At 66.2% G+C, this 19,539-nt stretch carries 15 protein-coding genes and 1 pseudogene; 9 read left to right on the top strand and 7 right to left on the bottom strand.

The features are described from left to right. Positions 1-29: 29 nt before the first annotated feature. Positions 30-1,052 (top strand): lipid A deacylase LpxR family protein, encoded by a 1,023-nt coding sequence (locus tag AC3XQU_RS20530; protein ID WP_489876017.1) that lies wholly within the window; start codon positions 30-32, stop codon positions 1,050-1,052. Positions 1,053-1,151: 99 nt separating this feature from the next. Beyond that, positions 1,152-1,562, top strand: coding sequence for a hypothetical protein (locus AC3XQU_RS20525; RefSeq protein WP_489876016.1), 411 nt, complete (start codon positions 1,152-1,154; stop codon positions 1,560-1,562). A gap of 63 nt (positions 1,563-1,625) precedes the next feature. Here the strand turns inward: AC3XQU_RS20525 and AC3XQU_RS20520 are convergent, their stop codons facing one another. The 3 genes and pseudogenes from AC3XQU_RS20520 to folE all read right to left on the bottom strand — a co-directional run bounded on the left by AC3XQU_RS20520 (position 1,626) and on the right by folE (position 3,348). After that, positions 1,626-2,234: a phosphatase PAP2 family protein gene (locus AC3XQU_RS20520; protein ID WP_489876015.1), complete on the bottom strand. Its 609-nt coding sequence runs from the start codon at positions 2,232-2,234 to the stop codon at positions 1,626-1,628. Positions 2,235-2,410: 176 nt separating this feature from the next. Next, positions 2,411-2,686, bottom strand: a pseudogene (locus tag AC3XQU_RS20515) (transposase); the annotation flags it as partial. Between the two features lie 95 nt (positions 2,687-2,781). Continuing rightward, complete coding sequence (gene folE, locus AC3XQU_RS20510; protein WP_489876014.1) at positions 2,782-3,348, bottom strand: GTP cyclohydrolase I FolE; 567 nt, start codon at positions 3,346-3,348, stop codon at positions 2,782-2,784. Between the two features lie 146 nt (positions 3,349-3,494). Here folE and AC3XQU_RS20505 point away from each other — a divergent pair, with 146 nt between their 5' ends. Further along, positions 3,495-4,349: a hypothetical protein gene (locus AC3XQU_RS20505; RefSeq protein ID WP_489876013.1), complete on the top strand. Its 855-nt coding sequence runs from the start codon at positions 3,495-3,497 to the stop codon at positions 4,347-4,349. Here AC3XQU_RS20505 and nudC read toward each other — a convergent pair. From nudC to AC3XQU_RS20490, 3 genes are all read right to left on the bottom strand, one after another. Beyond that, a complete protein-coding gene (gene nudC / locus AC3XQU_RS20500) occupies positions 4,346-5,167 on the bottom strand; it encodes an NAD(+) diphosphatase (RefSeq protein WP_489876012.1) in 822 nt (273 codons plus the stop codon). The two genes, AC3XQU_RS20505 and nudC, sit on opposite strands and share 4 nt — an antisense overlap. A gap of 84 nt (positions 5,168-5,251) precedes the next feature. Next, complete coding sequence (locus AC3XQU_RS20495; RefSeq protein ID WP_489876011.1) at positions 5,252-6,409, bottom strand: MFS transporter; 1,158 nt, start codon at positions 6,407-6,409, stop codon at positions 5,252-5,254. A gap of 473 nt (positions 6,410-6,882) precedes the next feature. Continuing rightward, complete coding sequence (locus AC3XQU_RS20490; protein ID WP_489876010.1) at positions 6,883-7,893, bottom strand: LacI family DNA-binding transcriptional regulator; 1,011 nt, start codon at positions 7,891-7,893, stop codon at positions 6,883-6,885. Positions 7,894-8,163: 270 nt separating this feature from the next. On the opposite strand from AC3XQU_RS20490, the gene AC3XQU_RS20485 reads away from it, so the two are divergent. The 6 genes from AC3XQU_RS20485 to AC3XQU_RS20460 all read left to right on the top strand — a co-directional run bounded on the left by AC3XQU_RS20485 (position 8,164) and on the right by AC3XQU_RS20460 (position 17,635). After that, a complete protein-coding gene (locus AC3XQU_RS20485; RefSeq protein ID WP_489876009.1) occupies positions 8,164-10,611 on the top strand; it encodes a TonB-dependent receptor in 2,448 nt (815 codons plus the stop codon). 77 nt (positions 10,612-10,688) lie between these two features. Further along, positions 10,689-12,023 carry a GH1 family beta-glucosidase gene (locus AC3XQU_RS20480; RefSeq protein ID WP_489876008.1) on the top strand — a complete coding sequence of 445 codons (1,335 nt, stop codon included), beginning with the start codon at positions 10,689-10,691 and terminating at the stop codon, positions 12,021-12,023. Between the two features lie 36 nt (positions 12,024-12,059). Next, the gene (locus AC3XQU_RS20475; RefSeq protein WP_489876007.1) at positions 12,060-13,136 is read left to right on the top strand and encodes a glucokinase; all 1,077 of its coding nucleotides are present in this window, start codon (positions 12,060-12,062) and stop codon (positions 13,134-13,136) included. After that, entirely contained in the window at positions 13,123-14,460 is a 1,338-nt protein-coding gene (locus AC3XQU_RS20470) for an MFS transporter (protein ID WP_489876006.1), read from the top strand. Before AC3XQU_RS20475 ends, AC3XQU_RS20470 begins: the two co-directional genes overlap by 14 nt. Continuing rightward, positions 14,457-16,649, top strand: coding sequence for a heme-degrading domain-containing protein (locus AC3XQU_RS20465; RefSeq protein WP_489876005.1), 2,193 nt, complete (start codon positions 14,457-14,459; stop codon positions 16,647-16,649). Before AC3XQU_RS20470 ends, AC3XQU_RS20465 begins: the two co-directional genes overlap by 4 nt. Beyond that, complete coding sequence (locus AC3XQU_RS20460) at positions 16,646-17,635, top strand: Gfo/Idh/MocA family protein (RefSeq protein WP_489876004.1); 990 nt, start codon at positions 16,646-16,648, stop codon at positions 17,633-17,635. The genes AC3XQU_RS20465 and AC3XQU_RS20460 overlap by 4 nt, the downstream gene beginning before the upstream one ends. Here the strand turns inward: AC3XQU_RS20460 and AC3XQU_RS20455 are convergent. Continuing rightward, on the bottom strand, positions 17,617-19,401 hold the full coding sequence (locus AC3XQU_RS20455; protein WP_489876003.1) for an ABC transporter ATP-binding protein: 1,785 nt from the start codon (positions 19,399-19,401) through the stop codon (positions 17,617-17,619). The genes AC3XQU_RS20460 and AC3XQU_RS20455 overlap by 19 nt on opposite strands. Positions 19,402-19,539 lie beyond the last annotated feature (138 nt).

The following is a 19,539-nucleotide window of genomic DNA, read 5'->3' as shown; positions in this document are numbered from 1 at the left end:
AAAGGTACACCATGCGGACACTGGCCAGTGTGCTCACTCTCTTCGCCGGCCTGCTCGCGCTTCCTTGTGCGGCGCAGGAAGCCGGCGCACCGGAAGCGCGGTTCGTCACCTGGGACAACGACAGCTGGTTCAAGACCGACCGCTATTACACCAACGGCATCCAGTTCAGCTCGCGCTCCACGCAAGACATGCGCGACGATGTAGCCCGGCGCGCAACGGGCGCGGCCTGCCGCTGGTTCGGCTGCGGCGATGCGCGCTTCCTGTTCAGCCAGCACAGCGTCGGCCAGTTGATGTACACGCCCAGCGACATCACCGTTCCCGCCCCCCAGCCTTTTGATCGTCCGTATGCCGGTCTGCTGTATGTCGAGCGGTCATGGCTGTTCATCGACCGGGATGCGCAGGCGATCACGACCTTCAATGCCCAGGCCGGCGTGACCGGCAAGCTGTCGCTGGCCGAACCGGCCCAGAAACTGTTCCACCGCATCTTCGACCGCCCGCGGCCGCAGGGCTGGGACCACCAGGTCGGCAACACCCTGGCGGTGCTGGTGTCGGCCGAACGGCGCTCGGCCTGGCCCAGCCTGTCCGGCGCGGTGCTGGGCGACATCCGCCTGCACACGGCCGGCCACTGGCGCCTGGCCGTCGGCAACCTGATGAGCTATGCGGCCGGCGGCGTGACTGTCACGCTGGGCAAGAACCTGCCGCCCGTGTCGCCGGCCCCGCCCGGCATCGTCCACCGCGCCGTCCCGGTGGACACCGCCTGCCGCCTGCGCTGGATCCAGTGCACGGTCACGCTGGGCGCGGAAGTGCGCGGCATGGCCTACAACATATTCTTGCAGGGCCGGCCATGGCGCGACGATCCGGAAGTCCGGCCGCGGCGCTGGGTGGGCGACCTGACCGCCGGGCTGCGGATGGATTTCCCCACCACCCGCGGCAGCGATCACGGCCCCTGGTTCGCACAGCTGCGCGTCACCCGCCGCAGCGCCGAATTCCGGGCGCCGGTGGACGTGCCGCGCCATACGATCGGCTCGCTGACCCTGGGCGTCGATTTCTAGCTGGGCGGGTCAAACCCCGCTGCGCGGTTGCGCCTGCCTCCGGGCGCTTCTATACTCCGTCAGGCGATGCATTCCTGCATCCTTGACCACGGAACCTCCATGCGCCTTCGATTTCTCCTGCTTGCACCGTTGCTCCTTACCGGCTGCGTCAACGACACGGCCAGCTACCGGATCGACAGCAACGACCACGTGCTGACCGTGCGCGTGGTGCAGGATTATTTCTGGAACAAGGAAGGCAGCCTGACGCTGACCGCCGCCCGGCTGCCGGACTGCCAGCGCATGATCGACCTGGGCAAGGTGGCCTTGCCGGGCCTGGAAATCGAACTGTTTGCCAGCGGCCCGAACATCTATACCCTGCGCGCGGGCGAGGACACCTGGCAGGTCGACACCGGCGCCTGCGCCGAGCTCGAAGCCCCCGAGGCGAATGCCGTTACCGGCCAGGCGCTGGGCGTGTTCCACCTGGACGCCGAGAAGAAACTGGTGTTCGAGGCGGCCGACGCGGCCTCGTAACACCACGCCATTCTCCAGGAACCATCCACGCGTCCTGCGTGCGTTGGCTCGTCCGACGCCGTGTCAAGGACGCAGCCAGCCGCGCCCGATCGGCACCGCCAGCACGCGGCGGTACAGGTGCTCCATCGATGGCAGCATGTGCGCACAGGCAGTGCGCAGCGCCGGCGTATAGACCAGCACGGCCATCGCAGCCGACATCATGAGCGCGCCCGCCATGTCTTTCGGCCAGTGCACGCCCAGGTAGACGCGCGACCAGGCGACCACCAGCGCCAGCGGCAGGAGCAGCAGGCCGATGCGATGCGCCAGGCCAAAGCGGCTGAAGGCCAGCACCAGGGCCACCGAGAACATGCTGGTGGCATGGTCGCTCGGGAAAGAGCTGTCCGGATCGTGCAGCAGGAAGGTATGGCCGATCTCGGCGACGAACGGACGCGGGCTGTACCAGAAATGCCCGATCAGTCCGTTGAGGGTGAGTGCGCACACTGCGGCGACAAAGGCGCGCAGCGCCACGTCGCGTCCGGCGCTGCCGCCGGCCGTCCACAGCAGCACCAGCGCCAGCGGCATCAGGAAAATCAGGAACTGGGCGGCAAACACGGCGCCCAGCAATTGCCAGCCGTCCAAACTGGCTTGCGCATTGAGGATGGAAAACAGGGTGAGGTTGAGATGCTCGAGCATGGTAGCCGCCAAAACGATAAAATATTGACAATATTTTAGTAGCTTAGCTCAGCAATACCCGCGCACATTTCGATAAGTGCAACAGATTGTGACAAGAATGTGACAATCTCACCGGCTACTGCCCCATCTCAACGGCGCCCCTGGAGCTTGCGCAGCTGGGCCAGTTCCACCTCGCGCCCGGCTTTCTCAAGCACGCTTTCGAGCAGCGAGCGGTCGCCTTCCCGCAGCATGGTCCATTGGGTGAAATACTCGTGCACCGTGCGCCAGGGCGGGAAGCCCGGCGGCATGCTGCGCCAGGCGGCGCCTGTCTGGAGGAAGTAGAGCACCGCGCAGAACACGTCGTAGAGGTCGTGCTTGCGCGGGCGGGTCTTGCGGCGCGCCGCTTCCAGCACGCCGCGCAAGGGCTCGAAGCTCTCGCGAGAAATATCGCTGGGAAAAGCGGGACGGTCCATGGCACTCCCCCAAAATCACTTGGAGGGGCCGGATCCGGAACAGGTTCCAAGGCGGTCCCGGCCTTCAGGAAGCCGGGCCTGGAACCAGGAGGGACTTAGTCGCGCGCGAGGGCCAGGAACTCGGTGCGCAGGCCGAGATTCGGCTGGAGCTCGCCCAGCATGGCCGAGGTGATGGTTTCTTCGCCGATGGCGCGGATGCCGCGGCTTTCCATGCACAGGTGGCGGCATTTGATGACGACGCCGACGGCCTTCGGTTCCAGCACTTCCATCAGCGCATTGGCGATCTGGATCGTCATGCGTTCCTGCACCTGCAGGCGCTTCGAGAAAATGTCCACCAGGCGGGTCAGCTTGGACAGGCCGACGATCTTCCCGTTCGGCAGGTAGCCGACGGTAGCCTTGCCGAAGAAAGGCGCCAGATGGTGCTCGCAATGGCTGTACACCGGGATATTGCGCACGACGATGAGCTCGTTGTATTCCTCGGCGCCGTCCTCGAAAGCCTTGAGCACTTCGACCGGATCCTGGTCGTACCCTGAAGTCCAGTGTTTCCACGCCTTCGCCACGCGGGCCGGCGTCTCGTGCAGGCCCGGACGGTCCGGATTCTCGCCCAGGCTCGAGAGCAGCCGGCGCCAGTCGTGTTCGGTGAAAGCTTCTTTGTCGGACATGGTGAACCTTACTAAATTCGAATTGCCGCAAGTATATAGAAAATGCGCCCGGGGTTCCGGCTGCTGCCGATTTCTTGAGCAAGGTTAATGTACCAGCGCCATGGCCGGCGTAGCGTGGACGGTGGTTCCAGCCTACGGAGGTCATTATGTTCGGCAGCACAGTCCTTGAAGTCGCCATCGGCCTGACGTTTTGCTACGGCACGCTGGCACTGGTTGTCAGTACCTTGCAGGAAGCCTTGGCGGCGGCCTTCAGCCTGCGCGCCAACATGCTGCTCGCCGCCATCAAGCGCATGCTCGACGACCCGCGCTGCGAAGCGCTGGCGCAGAGCCTGTACGACCATCCGCTGGTCAACCCGCACGGCAGCTCCACTGCGCGGCGGCCCTTGTCGGTGCGGCCATCCTACATCGAACCCGCGCATTTCGCGATTGCCCTGCTCGATTCGCTGCGCACCAGCCCGGCCATCCCGCTGCAGGCCGCGATCGAAGCCCTGCCGGACGCGCAGGTGCGGCGCGTGCTGCTGGCGCTGCTGCGGCAGTCGGGCGGCGACCTGGCCCGCTTCCAGGAAGGCATCGCCGGCTGGTTCAACAGCGCGATGGAACGCCTGTCCGGGGTCTACAAGCGGCGCCAGCTCCTGATCTCGTTTTTACTGGCCATGCTGCTCACGATCATGCTCAACATCGACAGCATCCACCTGTTCCAGACCCTGTGGCAGAACCCGGCGCTGGCAGCCCAGATCGAGGCCGCCCCGGCCGGACTCGACCCCGAAGCGCTGCGCCAGATGTGGGCCCTGCCGATCGGCTGGCGCAGCTTCCCGCCGACCCTCGACGGCGCATTCGCGCTGCAGGTGGCCGGCTGGCTGATCACGGCCGGCACCACGCTGTTCGGCGCTCCGTTCTGGTTCGACCTGCTGCAGCGCGCCGTGCAGCTGCGCAGCACCGGCGCCAAGCCGCAGGCCCAGGCTGCGCGCACCGCGCCGGAAAGCGCCGCCGTCCAGCCCTAGCGCTGCGGTGGACGGTGCGCGTCCACCAGCACGCTCGATATCGACATGTGCGGCACGCGTTCGGGCCATTCGTCGTTCGGCCCGAACCAGCGCGCTTCCGCGATCTCGGTGGCGTCGACGCGGATCTCGCCATCGAGGTAGTCGGCCGTGAAGGCCAGCATCAGCGAATGCGGGAAGGGCCAGGACTGGCTGGCGAAATACTGCAGGTTCTGCACCCGCAGCCCCACCTCCTCGAATACCTCGCGGTGGATCGCTTCTTCCACCGATTCGCCCGCCTCCAGGAAACCGGCCAGCGGCACGAAGCGCTTGGTGGGCGAAGCCAGGTGCATCGCCAGCAGCACGCTGTCGCCCTTGCGGATCAGGACCATCATCGCCGGCGAGATGCGCGGGTAAGCCATGTGGCCGCACGACACGCACTTGAAGCAGCGTTCGCCGGCCGCGATCTCGGTGCTCCTGCCGCAGGCGCCGCAATAGCGGTGGGTGCGCGCCCATTCGGCCACCTGGGCGGCGCGCCCGGCCAGTCCCACCAATTCTTCGCTCATGTCGGCAAATAGCGAGCGCAGGCCGCGGAAGGCAAAGCCCGGCGGCAGGCCCGGCTCGCTGTCGAACCAGCCGGTCTCGCAATAGCGTTCGCCAAGCAGGCCAAGCGGCTGCAGGCGGGCGCGGTCGACGTCCAGCTCCTGGAGGATCGCGCCGTCCGGCAGCGACAGGTCGCTTTCGCGCACCAGCAGGCGCCCGCCGTGAAACAGGAAACTCAGGGGGGCGGAATCCTGGCGCGGCGCGAACAGGGGCGTGAAGGAGGCAGGCGTCTGGAGCATGGTCGGTATCCGGGCAGGTCGAGTCCTCGATGATACCTTCAATCCCGTGCGTGCTCCCGGGCCTGCTTTAAGCCTGCGAAGGGATTACTTGAGCAGCCTGGTACGGCTGGCCACCAGGGCGATCACCACCGACAGGCCGCCGACGTAGCCGATGGCCGCCTGCATGCCCACGAAATGCGCGACGGCGCCGATCACCGGTGGACCCATCAGGCTGCCGCTATAGGCCATGCTGGCCACCGCCGCCAGCGCCATCGGGCCTTGCGCGCCGGCCGCGCTGAACACGAAGGGGAACAGCAGCGACAGGCCCAGGCCAGCCACCGCGAAGCCGCCCAGGGCGACATAGGCGCTGGGCGCCACCACCGCAAAGAACAGGCCGGCGGCCGAGACCAGCGCGCCGGTGGTCACCAGGCGCTGGGCGCCGAAGCGCAGCTTGAGCTTGTCGCCTACCAGGCGCGCGAGCAGCATCATGACCGAGAAGGCCGACAGGGCCAGCGGGGCCAGGCCGTCCGAGGCGCCGAAATGCTCTTTCAGGAACACGCCGCTCCAGTCGGCGATGCTGCCTTCGGACATCGAGCCCAGGAAGCCGAGCAGGCCCAGCAACGCGAGCGGACCGCGCGGCAGCACGAACGATTTCTTCTCGACCTTCTCGATGCTGTCGTCGACCGGCATCATGCTGAAGGCAAACCAGAGCACCACGGCCAGGGGACCGGCCAGCATCAGGAAGTGGGTGCCAGGGGCGATCTTCATGCTGGCCATCAGGCTGCCGAGGGTGGCGCCGGCCAGGCCGCCGGCGCAGCCGATGCCGTGCAACATCGACAGTTCCGACTTGCCGGTCTCTTTTTCACGCTTGGTGGCGGCCGAGTTGATGGCGACGTCGAAGGTGCTGGCGGTGATGCCCAGCATCAGGACCGCCAGCATCAGGCGCGGCACGGTCGGCGCCATGCCGATCGACACCAGCACCGCGAGCAGGGCCATGCCGGAGATGAGCATCGACTTGCGGGCGCCGACGCGGCCCATCAGGAAAGACGAGATCGGGTAGGACACCACCGCGCCCAGGCCGCCACACAGCAGCACCATCGACAGCGCCGAATGCGACACCTGCACCCGCTCGGCCAGCGCCGGGATGCGGCCGGCCCACGAGCCCATGATCAGGCCGAACAGCGCGAACAGGGTCGGGAGTGCGAATTGCTGGGTTTGGGCGAGAGCGAAAGAAGAACGCGAAGCAGAAGCGGTAGAGTGCATCGAAGGATGAATTGTTAAATTTTTAGGGAAATGAGGAACTTGCAATAGGCTTTGAAATGCAAACGCCAACCGCAAAAGTTGGCGTCGAAAGCTGACAGGGAGCAATTTTACCGACGGGCAAAATTTTATGTTTGCCGTGTGGGAATAATTTTTGAGACCGTTGTAGCGAGTCGACGCCAAGATGACAAGTCTCTTGTCGCATGATCAAGAAACTGCAAATTTTGGTTGATTATTGCGAGGAATATCGCGAATTGTAAGCAAATATTGCTGGTTTAGATGAGGTTTAAACGACTTCGAGGGCGAAGCCCAATGCATGAACCCGACCGATGTCGGTCAAACCAGAACGTGCAAGGGTGAATTCCGGCGGCACATGCCGTGCCAGACCGGGCAAGCCGGCACCGGCAGACCCGATCCGTCCACGGCACTCAGCAATACTTCAATTGTGAAATATTGGCGCGCATCTCATGCGCCAGTCAGATCCGCCGTACCGACTCCCGGACGATCAGGCCCAGCGGCGGCATGTCCATCTCCGGCTGCGGATGCCCCAGCATGGCCAGCATCATGCGGCCGATATTGGTTCCGACCTCGTACAGCGGCTGGCGCACGGTGGTCAGCGGCGGCGTCGTGTACATCGAACTGTGCAGGTCATCGAAGCCGACGATCGAGATATCGTCCGGCACCCGGATGCTGCGCCGGTACAGCGCCAGGCGCGCGCCATAGGCGGTCAGGTCGTTGCCGGCGAAGATGGCGGTGAAACGCTGGTTGGAGGCGAGCAGCTGGTTCACGGCCAGCAGGCCGCCGGACTCCTGGAAGTCTCCCGGCACCACCAGCTGCGGGTCGAGCGCGATCTTGTGGCGCGCCAGCGTGTCCTGGTACCCGGCCAGGCGCGCGCGCGCATCTTCGTGATCGGCCGGACCGGTGATCATGGCGATGCGCCGGTGTCCCTGCTCGACCAGGAAGTCCACTGCTTCGCAAGCGCCGCGGTAATTGTCCAGCCCGAAGCTCAGGACGCGCTCCCCGGCCACCTTGCGCCCGAAGGCGACGATCGGCACCCGCTCCGAGAAGCGCAGGATCTGGTTGTCGCTCATGTTCCCCGTGAGGATGGCCACGCCGTCCACGCGGCGGCCGATCAGCAGCTCGACCCGTTCGGCCTCCTCGTCCGCATGCCAGTGTCCGCTCATGATCAGCAGCGCATAGCCGGACTCCTTGACCGCATCCTCGATTCCCACCATCGCCCGGTTGAAATAGCCGCTTTCGAGCGACTGGGTGAGCACGCCGATGGTGCGGGTGCTGCCCATCTTGAGGCTTTGGGCCAGGCGGTTCGGCTTGTAGTTGAGCTCTTCGATCACGCGCTCGATGGTCTTGCGCTTGTCCTCGGACACCTTGGCGGTGCCATTGAGAAAGCGCGACACGGTGGCGGGGGAGACGCCGGCGGCAAGGGCAACCTGGTTCAGTGTGCTGGTGCCGCTGTCGTCTTTTTTCATGGAATCGCCTGCGCCGGCAGGACCGCCGGCGTGATGGTGGAAGGGTTGCGCAGGTATCGGTCGACCTGCGAGTTTTGGATGAGCTTACCACGCCATGAAAATCTTTCATAGATTTTGGCCAGTGGCGCCACATCAGGCGCCTCTCACATTTTTCAAAATTTCGTTTGACATCTCGTGAGGAGCAAAATTACTATGAAATCGTTTTCAAGATTTATGAAATCGTTTTCTTGAAACGCCGACAATAATCAAAAATCATATTCTGGAGACAGCATGAACACCTCTGCACCGCAGCGCCGGCGCGCCTTGCGCCTGAACTTCGCTCCCATCCACGTGGCCGTGCTGGCGCTGGTGGCCGGCATCGGCAATGCCGCCGCCCAGACCGCTCCCGACATGGCCCCTCCCGCCGCATCCTCGCCCGGACCGGCGGCCACGGCGCCGCGCGCGGTCGACAGCAACGGCATGGCCGAAGTCATTGTCACCGCCACCAAGCGCTCGACCTCGCTCCAGAAGACCCCGATCGCGATCACCGCGCTGAGCGCCGCCACGCTGGCCGATAACCACGTGCAGACCATGCTCGACGTGGTGCAGCTGGTGCCGGGCTTCCAGGCCACGGCCCAGGGCGACCATGGCGTGACCACCATGACCCTGCGCGGCATCGGCAACGACAGCGCCAAGACCCAGTATGCCGACCCGGAAGTCGCCTCCTTCGTCGACAATATTTATTCGCCGCGCGCCGAAGGCGCCACCGCGCTGCTGTTCGACGTGGAAGGCATCGAGGTGCTGCGCGGCCCGCAGGGCACCCTGTGGGGACGCAACTCGACGGTGGGTGCGGTCAACATCCAGACCGTCAAGCCGGAGCTGGGCAGCCGCGCCGGCTATGTCGAAGGCGGCATCGGCGACTACAACCGCTACGGCATGCGCGGCGCGGTCAACGTGCCGCTGTCCGACACCGCGGCCCTGCGTTTCGCCATCGTGCACGAGCAGCACGACGGCTACGTCGATTACCAGACATTCCCGGGCGTGCCGCTCGAGCAGCAGCGCGCCGCCTACCTGGCCGCCGGCGGCAACCCGGCCGCCTTCCGTCCGATCAACCCGAACGACTTCGCCGTGGGCGACCGCAAGTACAACGCCCAGGACCAGAGCGCTGCCCGTGTCAGCCTGCTGTGGCACATCACCCCGAGCCTGCAGTGGAACGTCGCCTACGAGAAGTTCAGCGACCGCGGCACGCCGAACGCCAACCTGATGCAGACCCCGCGTCCGGGCCAGGACCACTGGTCCATGCTCAGCGACAGCGCTCCCTGGATCGAGCGCGACAGCCACAACATCCGCAGCCGCCTGAGCTGGGAGATCGGCCCGGACATGGCCCTGAACTACGTGGCCGGCTTCTCCAAATACAAGGGCACGATGCGTTTCGACCAGGATGGCGGTGCCACCGTGCCGACCTCGATCATCTCGGGCGCCAAATGGCAGGAGCACACCACTACCGACTCGGACTACCGCAGCCAGAGCCACGAACTGCTGCTGCAGTCGACCGGCACCCGCACCATCGACTGGCAGACCGGCCTGTACTACGGAAACGAGAAAAACAGCATCCGCTTCGACATCCCGATCATGGAAGGCACCAGGGACAGCGGCAAGGTCGCCTGGCAGGGCTCCTTCATCCAGCCCAAGGAAACGGTGGACTCCGCGGCAGTCTTCGGCCAGGCCACCTGGAACGTCTCGAGCCAGCTGCACCTGACCGCCGGCGCGCGCTACACCCACGACAAGCGCGAGAACATCGGCGGTCGCGCCTATACCTGGGCCTATGACGCGAGCGCGCCGCAGCTGCCGCTGAACCCATCCATCGATCCGCGCGTGCAGCCGGGCTTCAAGGCCGACGTGCCGGGCAACGACGGCACCTTCAGCGGCAGCAAGGTGACCTGGCTGGGCCGCGTCAATTACGATCTGAACAAGGACCACATGGTCTACGGCAGCGTCTCGACCGGCTATAAATCGGGCGGCACCCAGGACCGCGGCCTGACCTTCCAGCCCGAAACGCTCACCAACTACGAGGTCGGCTCGAAGAGCTCCTTCATGAACGGCGCCGTCAAGGTCAACAACGCCCTGTTCTACATGGACTTCAAGGACTTCCAGTTCAATTCGCCGGTCAACTTCTCGGACGGCAGCCGCGGCCTGTCGATCGAGAACGCCGAAGGCGCCGAAGTGTATGGCCTGGAATCGGAGATTGCAGCGCGCCTCTCACCGAACGACCGCCTGTCGGTCAGTTTCGCCCTGCTCAAGACCAAGCTGGGCGCCCTGGTCGCCGGCTCCAACGACTACACGCTGCCCTCGCCTTGCCTGGCCAAGCCGGAGTTCGACCGCTGCCTCGATGTGACCGGCAACACCCTGCCGCACGCGCCGCGCTTCTCGACCACGGTGATGTACCAGCACACCTTCAACCTGGCCAACGGCGGCACCCTGGTGCCGCGCGTGACCGCGCACTACGAGACCGACGCCGAACTCTCGGTATTCAACTACGGTCCGGAAGACCGCCAGGAAGCCTATGCCAGCGCCGATCTCGGCCTGCGCTACCAGCACAAGGGCTGGTGGGTCGACGCATTTGTCCGCAACGTGGGCGACAAGAAGGTCAAGACCAGCGCCTTCAATGGCTTCGGCCCATGGCTGGCGCAGTACAAGCCGCCGCGCACCATCGGCATCAACACCGGTTTCGATTTCTGACCGGTCTCGCGGCAGGCCACGCGGCCTGCCGCTTTTTTCACCCGCCTCTACCACTTCGCCTCATGAACCAGCGTCCCATGATTCACTCCGCCTTCGACACCGCCAACGACTTCCCCGCCGGCTTTACCTGGGGCGTGGCCACCAGCGCCTTCCAGATCGAGGGGGCGTCCCGGGCCGACGGCAAGGGCCCGTCGATCTGGGACACCTTCTGCGCCGACCGCGCCAACATCAAGGACGCCAGCGACGGCAGCGTCGCCTGCGACCACTATCACCGCTACCGCGAGGACGTCTCCCTGCTCGCCTCGCTGGGCGTGGACGCCTACCGCTTCTCGATGGCCTGGTCGCGGGTCCAGCCCGACGGCCAGGGCGCGTGGAACGAAAAGGGCTTCGATTTCTACGACCGCCTGCTCGATGCGCTGGCCGAAAAGAACGTCAAGGCCCACCTGACCCTGTACCACTGGGACCTGCCGCAGGGCCTGCAGGACATCGGCGGCTGGCTCAACCGCGACACCGCGCACCGCTTCGCCGACTATGCGCACGAAGTGACGCGCCGCTTCGGCACGCGCATCGAGGCCATCGCCACCCACAACGAGCCCTGGTGCACGGCCAACCTCGGCTACGGCAACGCCCAGTTCGCGCCCGGCGTGGCCGACCTGAAGCAGTCGATCCAGGTCTCGCACCACCTGCTGCTGTCGCACGGCCTGGCCATGCGGGCAATGCGCTCGCTGAACACCCCGGCGCAGCTGGGCATCGTCCTGAACCAGTGGACCGCGGATCCGGCCACCGATTCCCAAGCCGACCGCGACCTGGCCGCCTTCGAGTACGCGCGTTCGACCCAGTGGTTCATGGACCCGATCTTCAAGGGCCATTACCCGGAGCTGGCCCTGCGCGCCCACGGCGCCAATGCGCCGATCGTCGCCGAGGGCGACTTCGACATCATCCGCCAGCCGATCGATTTCCTGGGCTGTAACTACTACTTCCGCGCCTGGTGCAGCGCCGAGACGCCGCCCCGGCCGATGCCGGGCAAGCTCGGCTTCACCGACATGGGCTGGGAAATCTATCCGCAAGGCCTGCCGGAGCTGCTGCTCAAACTGAAGGCCGAATACGACCTGCCGCCGATCTACATCACCGAAAACGGCATGGCCAACCCGGACACGGTCTCTGGTGGCCAGGTCCACGACGGGGAACGCATCGCCTTCGTGCGCAGCCACCTGGACGCACTGGGCGAGGCGATGGCGCAGGGCGTCGACGTCAAGGGCTACTTCCTGTGGAGTTTGCTGGATAATTTCGAATGGAATTCCGGCTACAGCAAGCGCTTCGGCATCGTGCACGTCGATTACGCGACCCAGCAGCGCACGCTGAAGGACAGCGCGCTGTGGTACCGCGAATTCCTGGCCGCACGCAAGGCATGAAGCGGCCGGCAGCACCATAAAAATACAGGAGGAGACATGCAAGACTTCATCGATGCCCCGAGCTACGCCCAGCCACGGCTGCTGGCCGACATCGGCGGCACCAACGCCCGCTTCGCGCTCGAGCCGGGCCCTGGCAAGATCACGGCCATGCTGACGCTGGCCTGCGCCGACTACCCGCGCCTGCAGGATGCGGTGCACGCCTACCTGGCGCAATGCGGGGCCGCCGTCGCCCACGCCGTGATCGCCATCGCCAACCCGGTCGACGGCGACGCCGTGCGCATGACCAACCACCACTGGGCCTTCTCGATCGAGGCTGCGCGCGCCGAGCTGCAACTGGCCACGCTGCTGGTGGTGAACGACTTCACCGCGCTGGCGATGGCCCTGCCGGCGCTGGGTTCCGCCGACCTGGTGGCGGTGGGTGGGGGCGCCGCGCGCGCCGGCAGCGCCATCGGCCTGGTCGGCGCAGGCACCGGCCTGGGGGTCTCGGGCCTGGTGCCGCTGGACGGCCGCTGGGCGCCGCTGCACAGCGAAGGCGGCCATGTCGCCTTTTCGCCGCTCGACGAGCGCGAGGTCGAGGTCCTGCGCTATTGCTGGCAGCGCTACGACCACGTCTCGGCCGAGCGCTTCGTCTCCGGCCCGGGTATCGTCCTGATCCGCGAAGCGCTGGCCGCCACCCGCGGCAATGCGCTCGAAGTCCCGATGGCGCCGGGCGAGATCGTGGCGCGCGCCCTGTCGGGCGGCGATGCGCTGAGCCGCGAAGCGGTCGACTGCTTCTGCGGCATGCTCGGCACCGGGGCTGCGAACCTTGCCGTGACCCTGGGCGCTCAAGGCGGCGTGTACATCGGCGGCGGCGTGGTGCCGCGGCTGGGTGGCTATTTCGCCGATTCCCCTTTCCGCGCGCGCTTCGAACGCAAGGGGCGCTTCAGCGCCTTCACCGCCGGCATCCCGACCTGGGTGATCACCGCGCCCTATCCGGCGCTGACGGGCGCTGCGGCCATCCTGGCCGATCGCCTGGCGCGCCAACCGGCTGCGCCGGCGCCGCGGCGCTTGCGTGCGGGCCCCATGGCGGCGCCCCTCGACCTCCATGCGAAAGCCGGCCATGCGCAGCGCTAGGACGGGCGCCTCGCCGCTGCTGTGGGTACCGAGCGGCTACTTCACGATGGCGCTGGGCTACGTGATGCTCACCAGCGTCACCGCCATCATGTTCAAGAACCTCGGCATGGACAATGGCCGCGCCGCGCAGTATTCGAGCCTGCTGATCCTGGCCTACACCATCAAGCCGCTGTTCGCGCCTTTTGTGGAGATGTACCGCACCAAGAAGTTTTTCGTGCTGTGCGCGCAGGTGGCGATCGGCCTGGGTTTTGCCGGCGTCGGCCTGGCCATGGGCCTGCCCGGCTACATGGGCTTTTTGATGGCGATCTTTTTCGCGCTGTCCTTCATCGGCGCGACCCAGGACATCGCCAGCGACGGCGTCTACGTCACCTCGCTCGACAGCCGCGCGCAGTCGCTCTACTGCGGCATCCAGAGCCTGTCGTGGAACATCGGCCCGATCGTGGCCGCCGGCGGCATGGTGTTCCTGAGCGGCTACCTGCACACCGAGGTGTTCGGCCACGACCCGAAGGTCTTCGGACCCGACTGGATCGAGGCCTGGCGCATCGTCTTTTTCATCGTCGCCGGCATCACCCTGCTCATGGCCCTGTGGCACCTGCGCGTGATGCCAGACGGCGCGCGCGCGGCCGACACGCCCGCCAATGCGCGCGCCGCTGGCGGCATTTTGCTCGATGCCTTCGTCACGCTGTTCCGCAAGCCCGGCATCTGGCGCATGATCGCGTTCGCCTTCCTGTTCCGGCTCAGCATCGGCTTCCTGGAGAAGATCGGCCCCTTCTTCATGGTCGACCCGGCGTCGAAAGGGGGACTGGGCCTGTCCAACGAGATGCTGGGCCTGATCTACGGCACCTATGGCCTGGCCGCCGTGCTGCTCGGCTCCCTGCTGGGCGGGTGGTACGTGGCGCGGCGCGGACTGAAGGCGACCCTGTTCGTGCTGTGCTGCGCGGTGAACATCCCGAACGTGACCTTCCTGCTGATGGCCATCTACCTGCCCTCGAGCCTGGCCGCGATCACGGCCGGCGTGGTCATTGAAAAATTCTTTTTCGGCTTCGGCGCGGTGGGATTCATGATCTACCTGATGCAGCAGCTCGCACCCGGCAAGTACACCACGACCCACTACGCCTTCGGCACCGGCGTCATGGGACTGTGCGGGCTGGTGACCGGCGTGATCAGCGGCCACCTGCAGGAGCTGCTCGGCTACACCAGCTATTTCGTGTTCGTGATGGTCGCGACGATCCCCTCGTTCCTGGCGACCTGGTTCGCGCCGTTCCATCATGACGACGGCAGTGCGCCCCAGGCCGGGGCCCAGGGCAAGGCGGTGCCGGCATGAGGCGGCTGCTACTGCCCCTGCTGCTTGCCGCTAGCTCGGCCGCCAGCGCCAACCCCACGGTCAAGGTCAACGGCCTGGGCTTCCTGCCGGCGGCGCAGAAACTGGCCGTCGTGCCGGACAGCGCCGGCACGCGTTTCGAGGTCGTCGACGCCGCCAGCGGCAAGCGGGTGCTGGAAGGCGCGCTCGGCGCCCCGCTGCGCTGGGAGGCCTCCGGCGAAACCGTGCGCCTGGCCGACTTTTCCAGCCTGGCCGCGCCCGGCCGCTACCGGCTGAAGGTGGGCGCGCTGGCGCCGTCCGATCCATTCACGGTCGGCCCGGACGCCTACCGCGCGCTGGGCGCGGCCGCGCTCAAGGCCTACTACTTCAACCGCACGGCGATCGCGCTCGCACCGCAGCATGCCGGCATGTACGCGCGCCCGGCCGGCCACCCGGACGACAAGGTGCTCGTGCATGCGTCGGCCGCCTCTGAGAAGCGTCCTGCCGGCACCGTCATCGCCAGTCCCAAGGGCTGGTACGACGCCGGCGACTACAACAAATACCTGCCCAGTTCCGGCATCACGACCTATACGCTGCTGGCGGCGTATGAACACTTTCCGCGCTGGTTCGACCGGCTGGACGTGAACATCCCCGAGTCTGGCAACGGCGTGCCCGACATCGTCGACGAAGCCATGTGGAACCTGGACTGGATGCTGAGCATGCAGGATCCGCTCGATGGCGGGGTCTATCACAAGCTGACCAACCTCACTTTCGATGGCATGGTGATGCCGCACCAGGCCATGAAGGCGCCGCGCTACGTGGTAGCCAAGAGCACCTCGGCGGCCCTGAATTTCGCGGCCACCATGGCGGCCGCCAGCCGCGTGCTGGCGCCCTACCAGAAGCAGTATCCCGGCATGGCGGCGAAGATGCTGGCGGCGGCCGAACGGGCCTGGACCTGGGCCGAGGCCAACCCGGCAGTGCTGTTCAAGAATCCGCTTGATGTCGTCACCGGCGAGTATGGCGATGCCCGCGTCGACGACGAGCGGGCCTGGGCCGCGGCCGAGCTGTATATCAGTACCAGCAAGGACAGCTATTACCTGGCGCTGCAGCCCGAGACGGTGTCGGCCACCTATCCGGCCTGGGACGACGTGCGCGGCCTGGCCTGGATGTCGCTGGCGCACCACCGCGACCGCCTGACGCCCGCCGCGGACCGCAAGCTGATCGCGGCGCGCATCGATGGCCTGGCCGCGCGCCTGGCCGGGCAGTGGCGCAGCTCGGGCTACCGGGTGCCCATGAAAGCACAGGACTTCGTCTGGGGCAGCAACGCCGTCATGCTGAACCAGGCCATGATGCTGGTGCAGGGCCACCGCCTGAACGGCAACCGGGATTACCTGGCGGCGGCCCAGTCCGCGCTTGATTATGTCCTGGGCCGCAATGCGCTGGGGATGTCCTTCGTCACCGGCTTCGGCGCCCGCCCTTCCCAGCACCCGCACCACCGTCCCTCGGCCGGCGACGCCATCGCCGCGCCGGTGCCGGGCTGGCTCACGGGCGGCCCGCAGCCCTTCCAGCAGGACAAGGCGGAATGCCTACCCTATCCTTCGGCGCTGCCGGCGCTGTCCTATCTCGACCATGTGTGCAGCTATGCCAGCAACGAGGTCGCCATCAACTGGAACGCGCCGCTGGTGTACGTCACCGCGGCGCTGTCCGAACTCACCGTGCAGGCACCTACCATGCGTACCCAAGCTGACCCACTCGACCTGCTGCGGCGCCAGGAACAGCTGCTGCAGTTCGACAGCTTTTCCAATGCCGCGGCGCTGGCCATCGGCCAGCAGCTCATCGAGCGGGCGCGCGCCGCCAGGCAGGTCGTCAGCGTCGAGATCGCGCGCAATGGCCAGGTGCTGTTCGCGCACGCCATGGACGGCGCGCCACCCGACCATGCCGACTGGATCCGCCGCAAGAACAATCTCGTCAACCGCACCGGCCACAGCTCGTTCTTCGTGCATACCGAGGTGGTGCAACGGGGCGGCGACATCGACGCGATGCCATCCTTCGACGTGCGGGAGTATGCTGCCCATGGCGGCGCCTTCCCGGTGGTCGTCAAGGGAACCGGACAGGTCGGGACCATCACCGTGTCCGGCTTGCCGGGACCGGACGACCATGCATTGGTCGTGGCCGTGCTGAAGGACTACCTCAAGGTCAGGGAGGCATTGTGACGAACGAGACAGTCAGGTGGGGCATCCTGGGCACCGGCGGCATCGCGCGCGCGTTCGCGCTGGGCCTGAAGCAGGCGCCTGGTGCCGTACTGGCGGCGGTAGGCTCGCGTACGCAGGATAGCGCGGCGCGTTTCGCGCGCGAGCTGGGCATCGACGCGGCATACGGGTCCTACCAGGCGCTGGCCGAGGCCGCGGATGTGGACATCATCTATATCGGCACGCCACACCCGATGCATGCCGAGAACGCCTTGCTGGCGCTGCGAGGCGGCAAGGCGGTCCTGTGCGAGAAGCCGTTTGCGATGAACCGGCGCGAAGCCGCCACCGTCGTGGCGCTGGCGCAGAAAAAGAGGCTGTTCCTGATGGAGGCGATGTGGACGCGCTTCCTGCCGGCGCTGGCCGAGGTGAAACGCGTCATGGCCTCCGGCGAGATCGGCACCGTGACGCAGGTGCACGCCGACTTCGGCTTTTCCGCCACCACCGACCCCGAGCACCGCGTGAACAAGCCCGAACTGGGCGGCGGCGCCCTGCTCGACCTGGGCATCTATCCACTGTCGATCGCCAGCGCCTTGCTCGGGCCAGTGGAGAGCGTGCAGGCGCAGGCGATCATGAGCGACACCGGCGTCGACGCCACCACGGCCTTCACCATGAAGCATGCCGGCGGCACGCTGTCGGTATGCAGCTGCTCGATCCGGGCCCGTTCGGCGTCGGAACTGATCGTGTCGGGCACCCAGGGCAGTATCCGCATGCACCGCATGTTCCACCTGGCCGAACGCATCACGGTCGCGCTGCAGGACGGCTCCTCGCGCACCATCCCCACACCTTACCTCGGCAACGGCTACACGCACGAAGCCATCGAAGCCGGGCGCAGCCTGCGCGCGGGCGCGATCGAGCATCCGCTGATGACGCATGCCGACACGCTGGCGCAGATGGCCCTGCTCGACACGATTCGCGGCCAGATCGGACTGCGCTACCCCGCCGACGACTGAGCGTCCGGCTCCACGCCGGAAGGCACCGGCCGCTCGCCGATCTGCTGGCGCCACATGGCGTAATACAGTCCCTTCTGCCCCACCAGTTCGTCGTGCGAGCCGGTTTCGACCACCCGCCCCTTTTCCAGCACGAAGATCGACTCCGCATGCATGATGGTGGAGAGCCGGTGGGCGATCAGGATCGTGATCTGGCTGGCGCGCGCCGAGATCTGGCGCACGGTATTGGTGATCTGCTCTTCGGTGAGCGAATCGAGCGCCGAGGTGGCCTCGTCGAAAATCAGCAGCCGCGGCTCGCGCACCAGGGCGCGCGCGATCGACAGGCGCTGCTTTTCGCCGCCCGAGAGCTTCATGCCGCGCTCGCCGATGACGGTGTCCAGCCCATCGGGGGACTTGAGCAGCAGGTTGGCGCAGGACGCCTGTTCCATCGCGCGCACGATCTGGGCGTCGGTCGCGTCGGGCTTCACGAACTGCAGGTTCTCGCGCAGCGTGCCGGCGAACAGGTTGGTTTCCTGCGTGACGAAGCCGATCTGGCGCCGCGCCTCGTTATAGCGCAGGTCTTCGGTCGAGATCTCGTTATAAAACACCTGGCCGCGCGCCGGCGTGTACAGCCCGACCAGCAGTTTCACCAGGGTCGACTTGCCCGAACCCGAAGGCCCGACAAAGGCCACGGTCTGGCCCAGCGCGGCGGAAAACGAGATGTCCACCAGCGAGTCCTCTTGCGCGCCTTTGTGGCGAAAGCCGACGCTGGCGAAGCGGATCTGCTCGAGCGGCCCGATCTCCACGAACTCTTCCGGCCGGCGTTCGATCGGCTTGTCCATCAGCGCGCGGAAGTTCAAGAGCGATGCCTCGACCTCGCGGTGGGCCAGGATGATGTTGCCCAGCTCCTGCAAGGGTGCGAAGATCGCCACCGAGATGAACTGCATCGCGATCAGCTCGCCCGGCGAGAGCACGTCGCGGAAGATCAGCCACAGCAGCGCGAACAGAATCGCCAGCTTCAGCAGGCTCAGCGTGCTGCCTTGCAGGAACGAGAGCAGGCGGATGCGCTTCACCTTCTGCATCTCGAGCGCGAAGATGCTGTCGGTCTGCGCCTTGAGCCGACGGATCTCGGTGAAGGTCAGGCCCAGGCTCTTGATCAGCTCGATGTTGCGCAGCGACTCGGTGATGAAGCCGGAATTGCGGTTGGTCTCGCGCACGATCGAGCGCTGCTGGGTCTTGATCTCGCGGCTGAGCATGCCGGTCAGGCCGCCCAGCACCAGCACCCCGACCAGGAACACCGGCACCAGCAGCCAGTGCTTGTTCACCGCGTACCAGATCAAAAAGGTCACGCCGACCAGGGAGGCGAACACGGTATTGATGAAGGTATTGATGAAGCGCTCGCTGTCGGCGCGCACCTTCTGCAGCAGCGACAGGGTCTCGCCGCTGCGCAGGTCTTCGAATTCCTGGTATTTCAGGCGCAGCACATGGCGCAGGCCGTCGTTGAAGATCGCCACGCCCAGCTTTTGCACCACCAGCCGCGTCACGTATTCCTGCAGCGCCTTGGCCAGGCGCGACAACAAGGCCACCACGACCGCGATGCCGAGCAGGCGCAGCACGCCGCGCACCAGCTGCTCGTCGGTCCTGGCGCCTGGGTTGAGTGCATACTCGTCGATGATCTTGCCGAAAATGATGGGGTCGACCAGGCTCAGCACCTGCGAGATGCCCGCCAGCAGCAGCGCCAGGCCGGCAAGGCGCCAATGGGGGCGGAGGTAGCTCCAGAGAATGTGCATCTCTGCATCGTACCAACCCGGCCGTTTGCAGCGCGCACGCGGCGCTGCGCTGGATTGACGATAGGGAAAGGCAAGCCGGCAGCGCTCTGGCAAAGCCCTGGTGCGCCGCTCAAAAAAAAACGGAGCCCGATGACGGGC

The organism is Telluria sp. AZSoR62, from assembly GCF_058111565.1.
The sequence above is the reverse complement of the archived record's forward strand: the minus strand, read 5'-3'. Positions and strand labels throughout refer to the sequence as shown.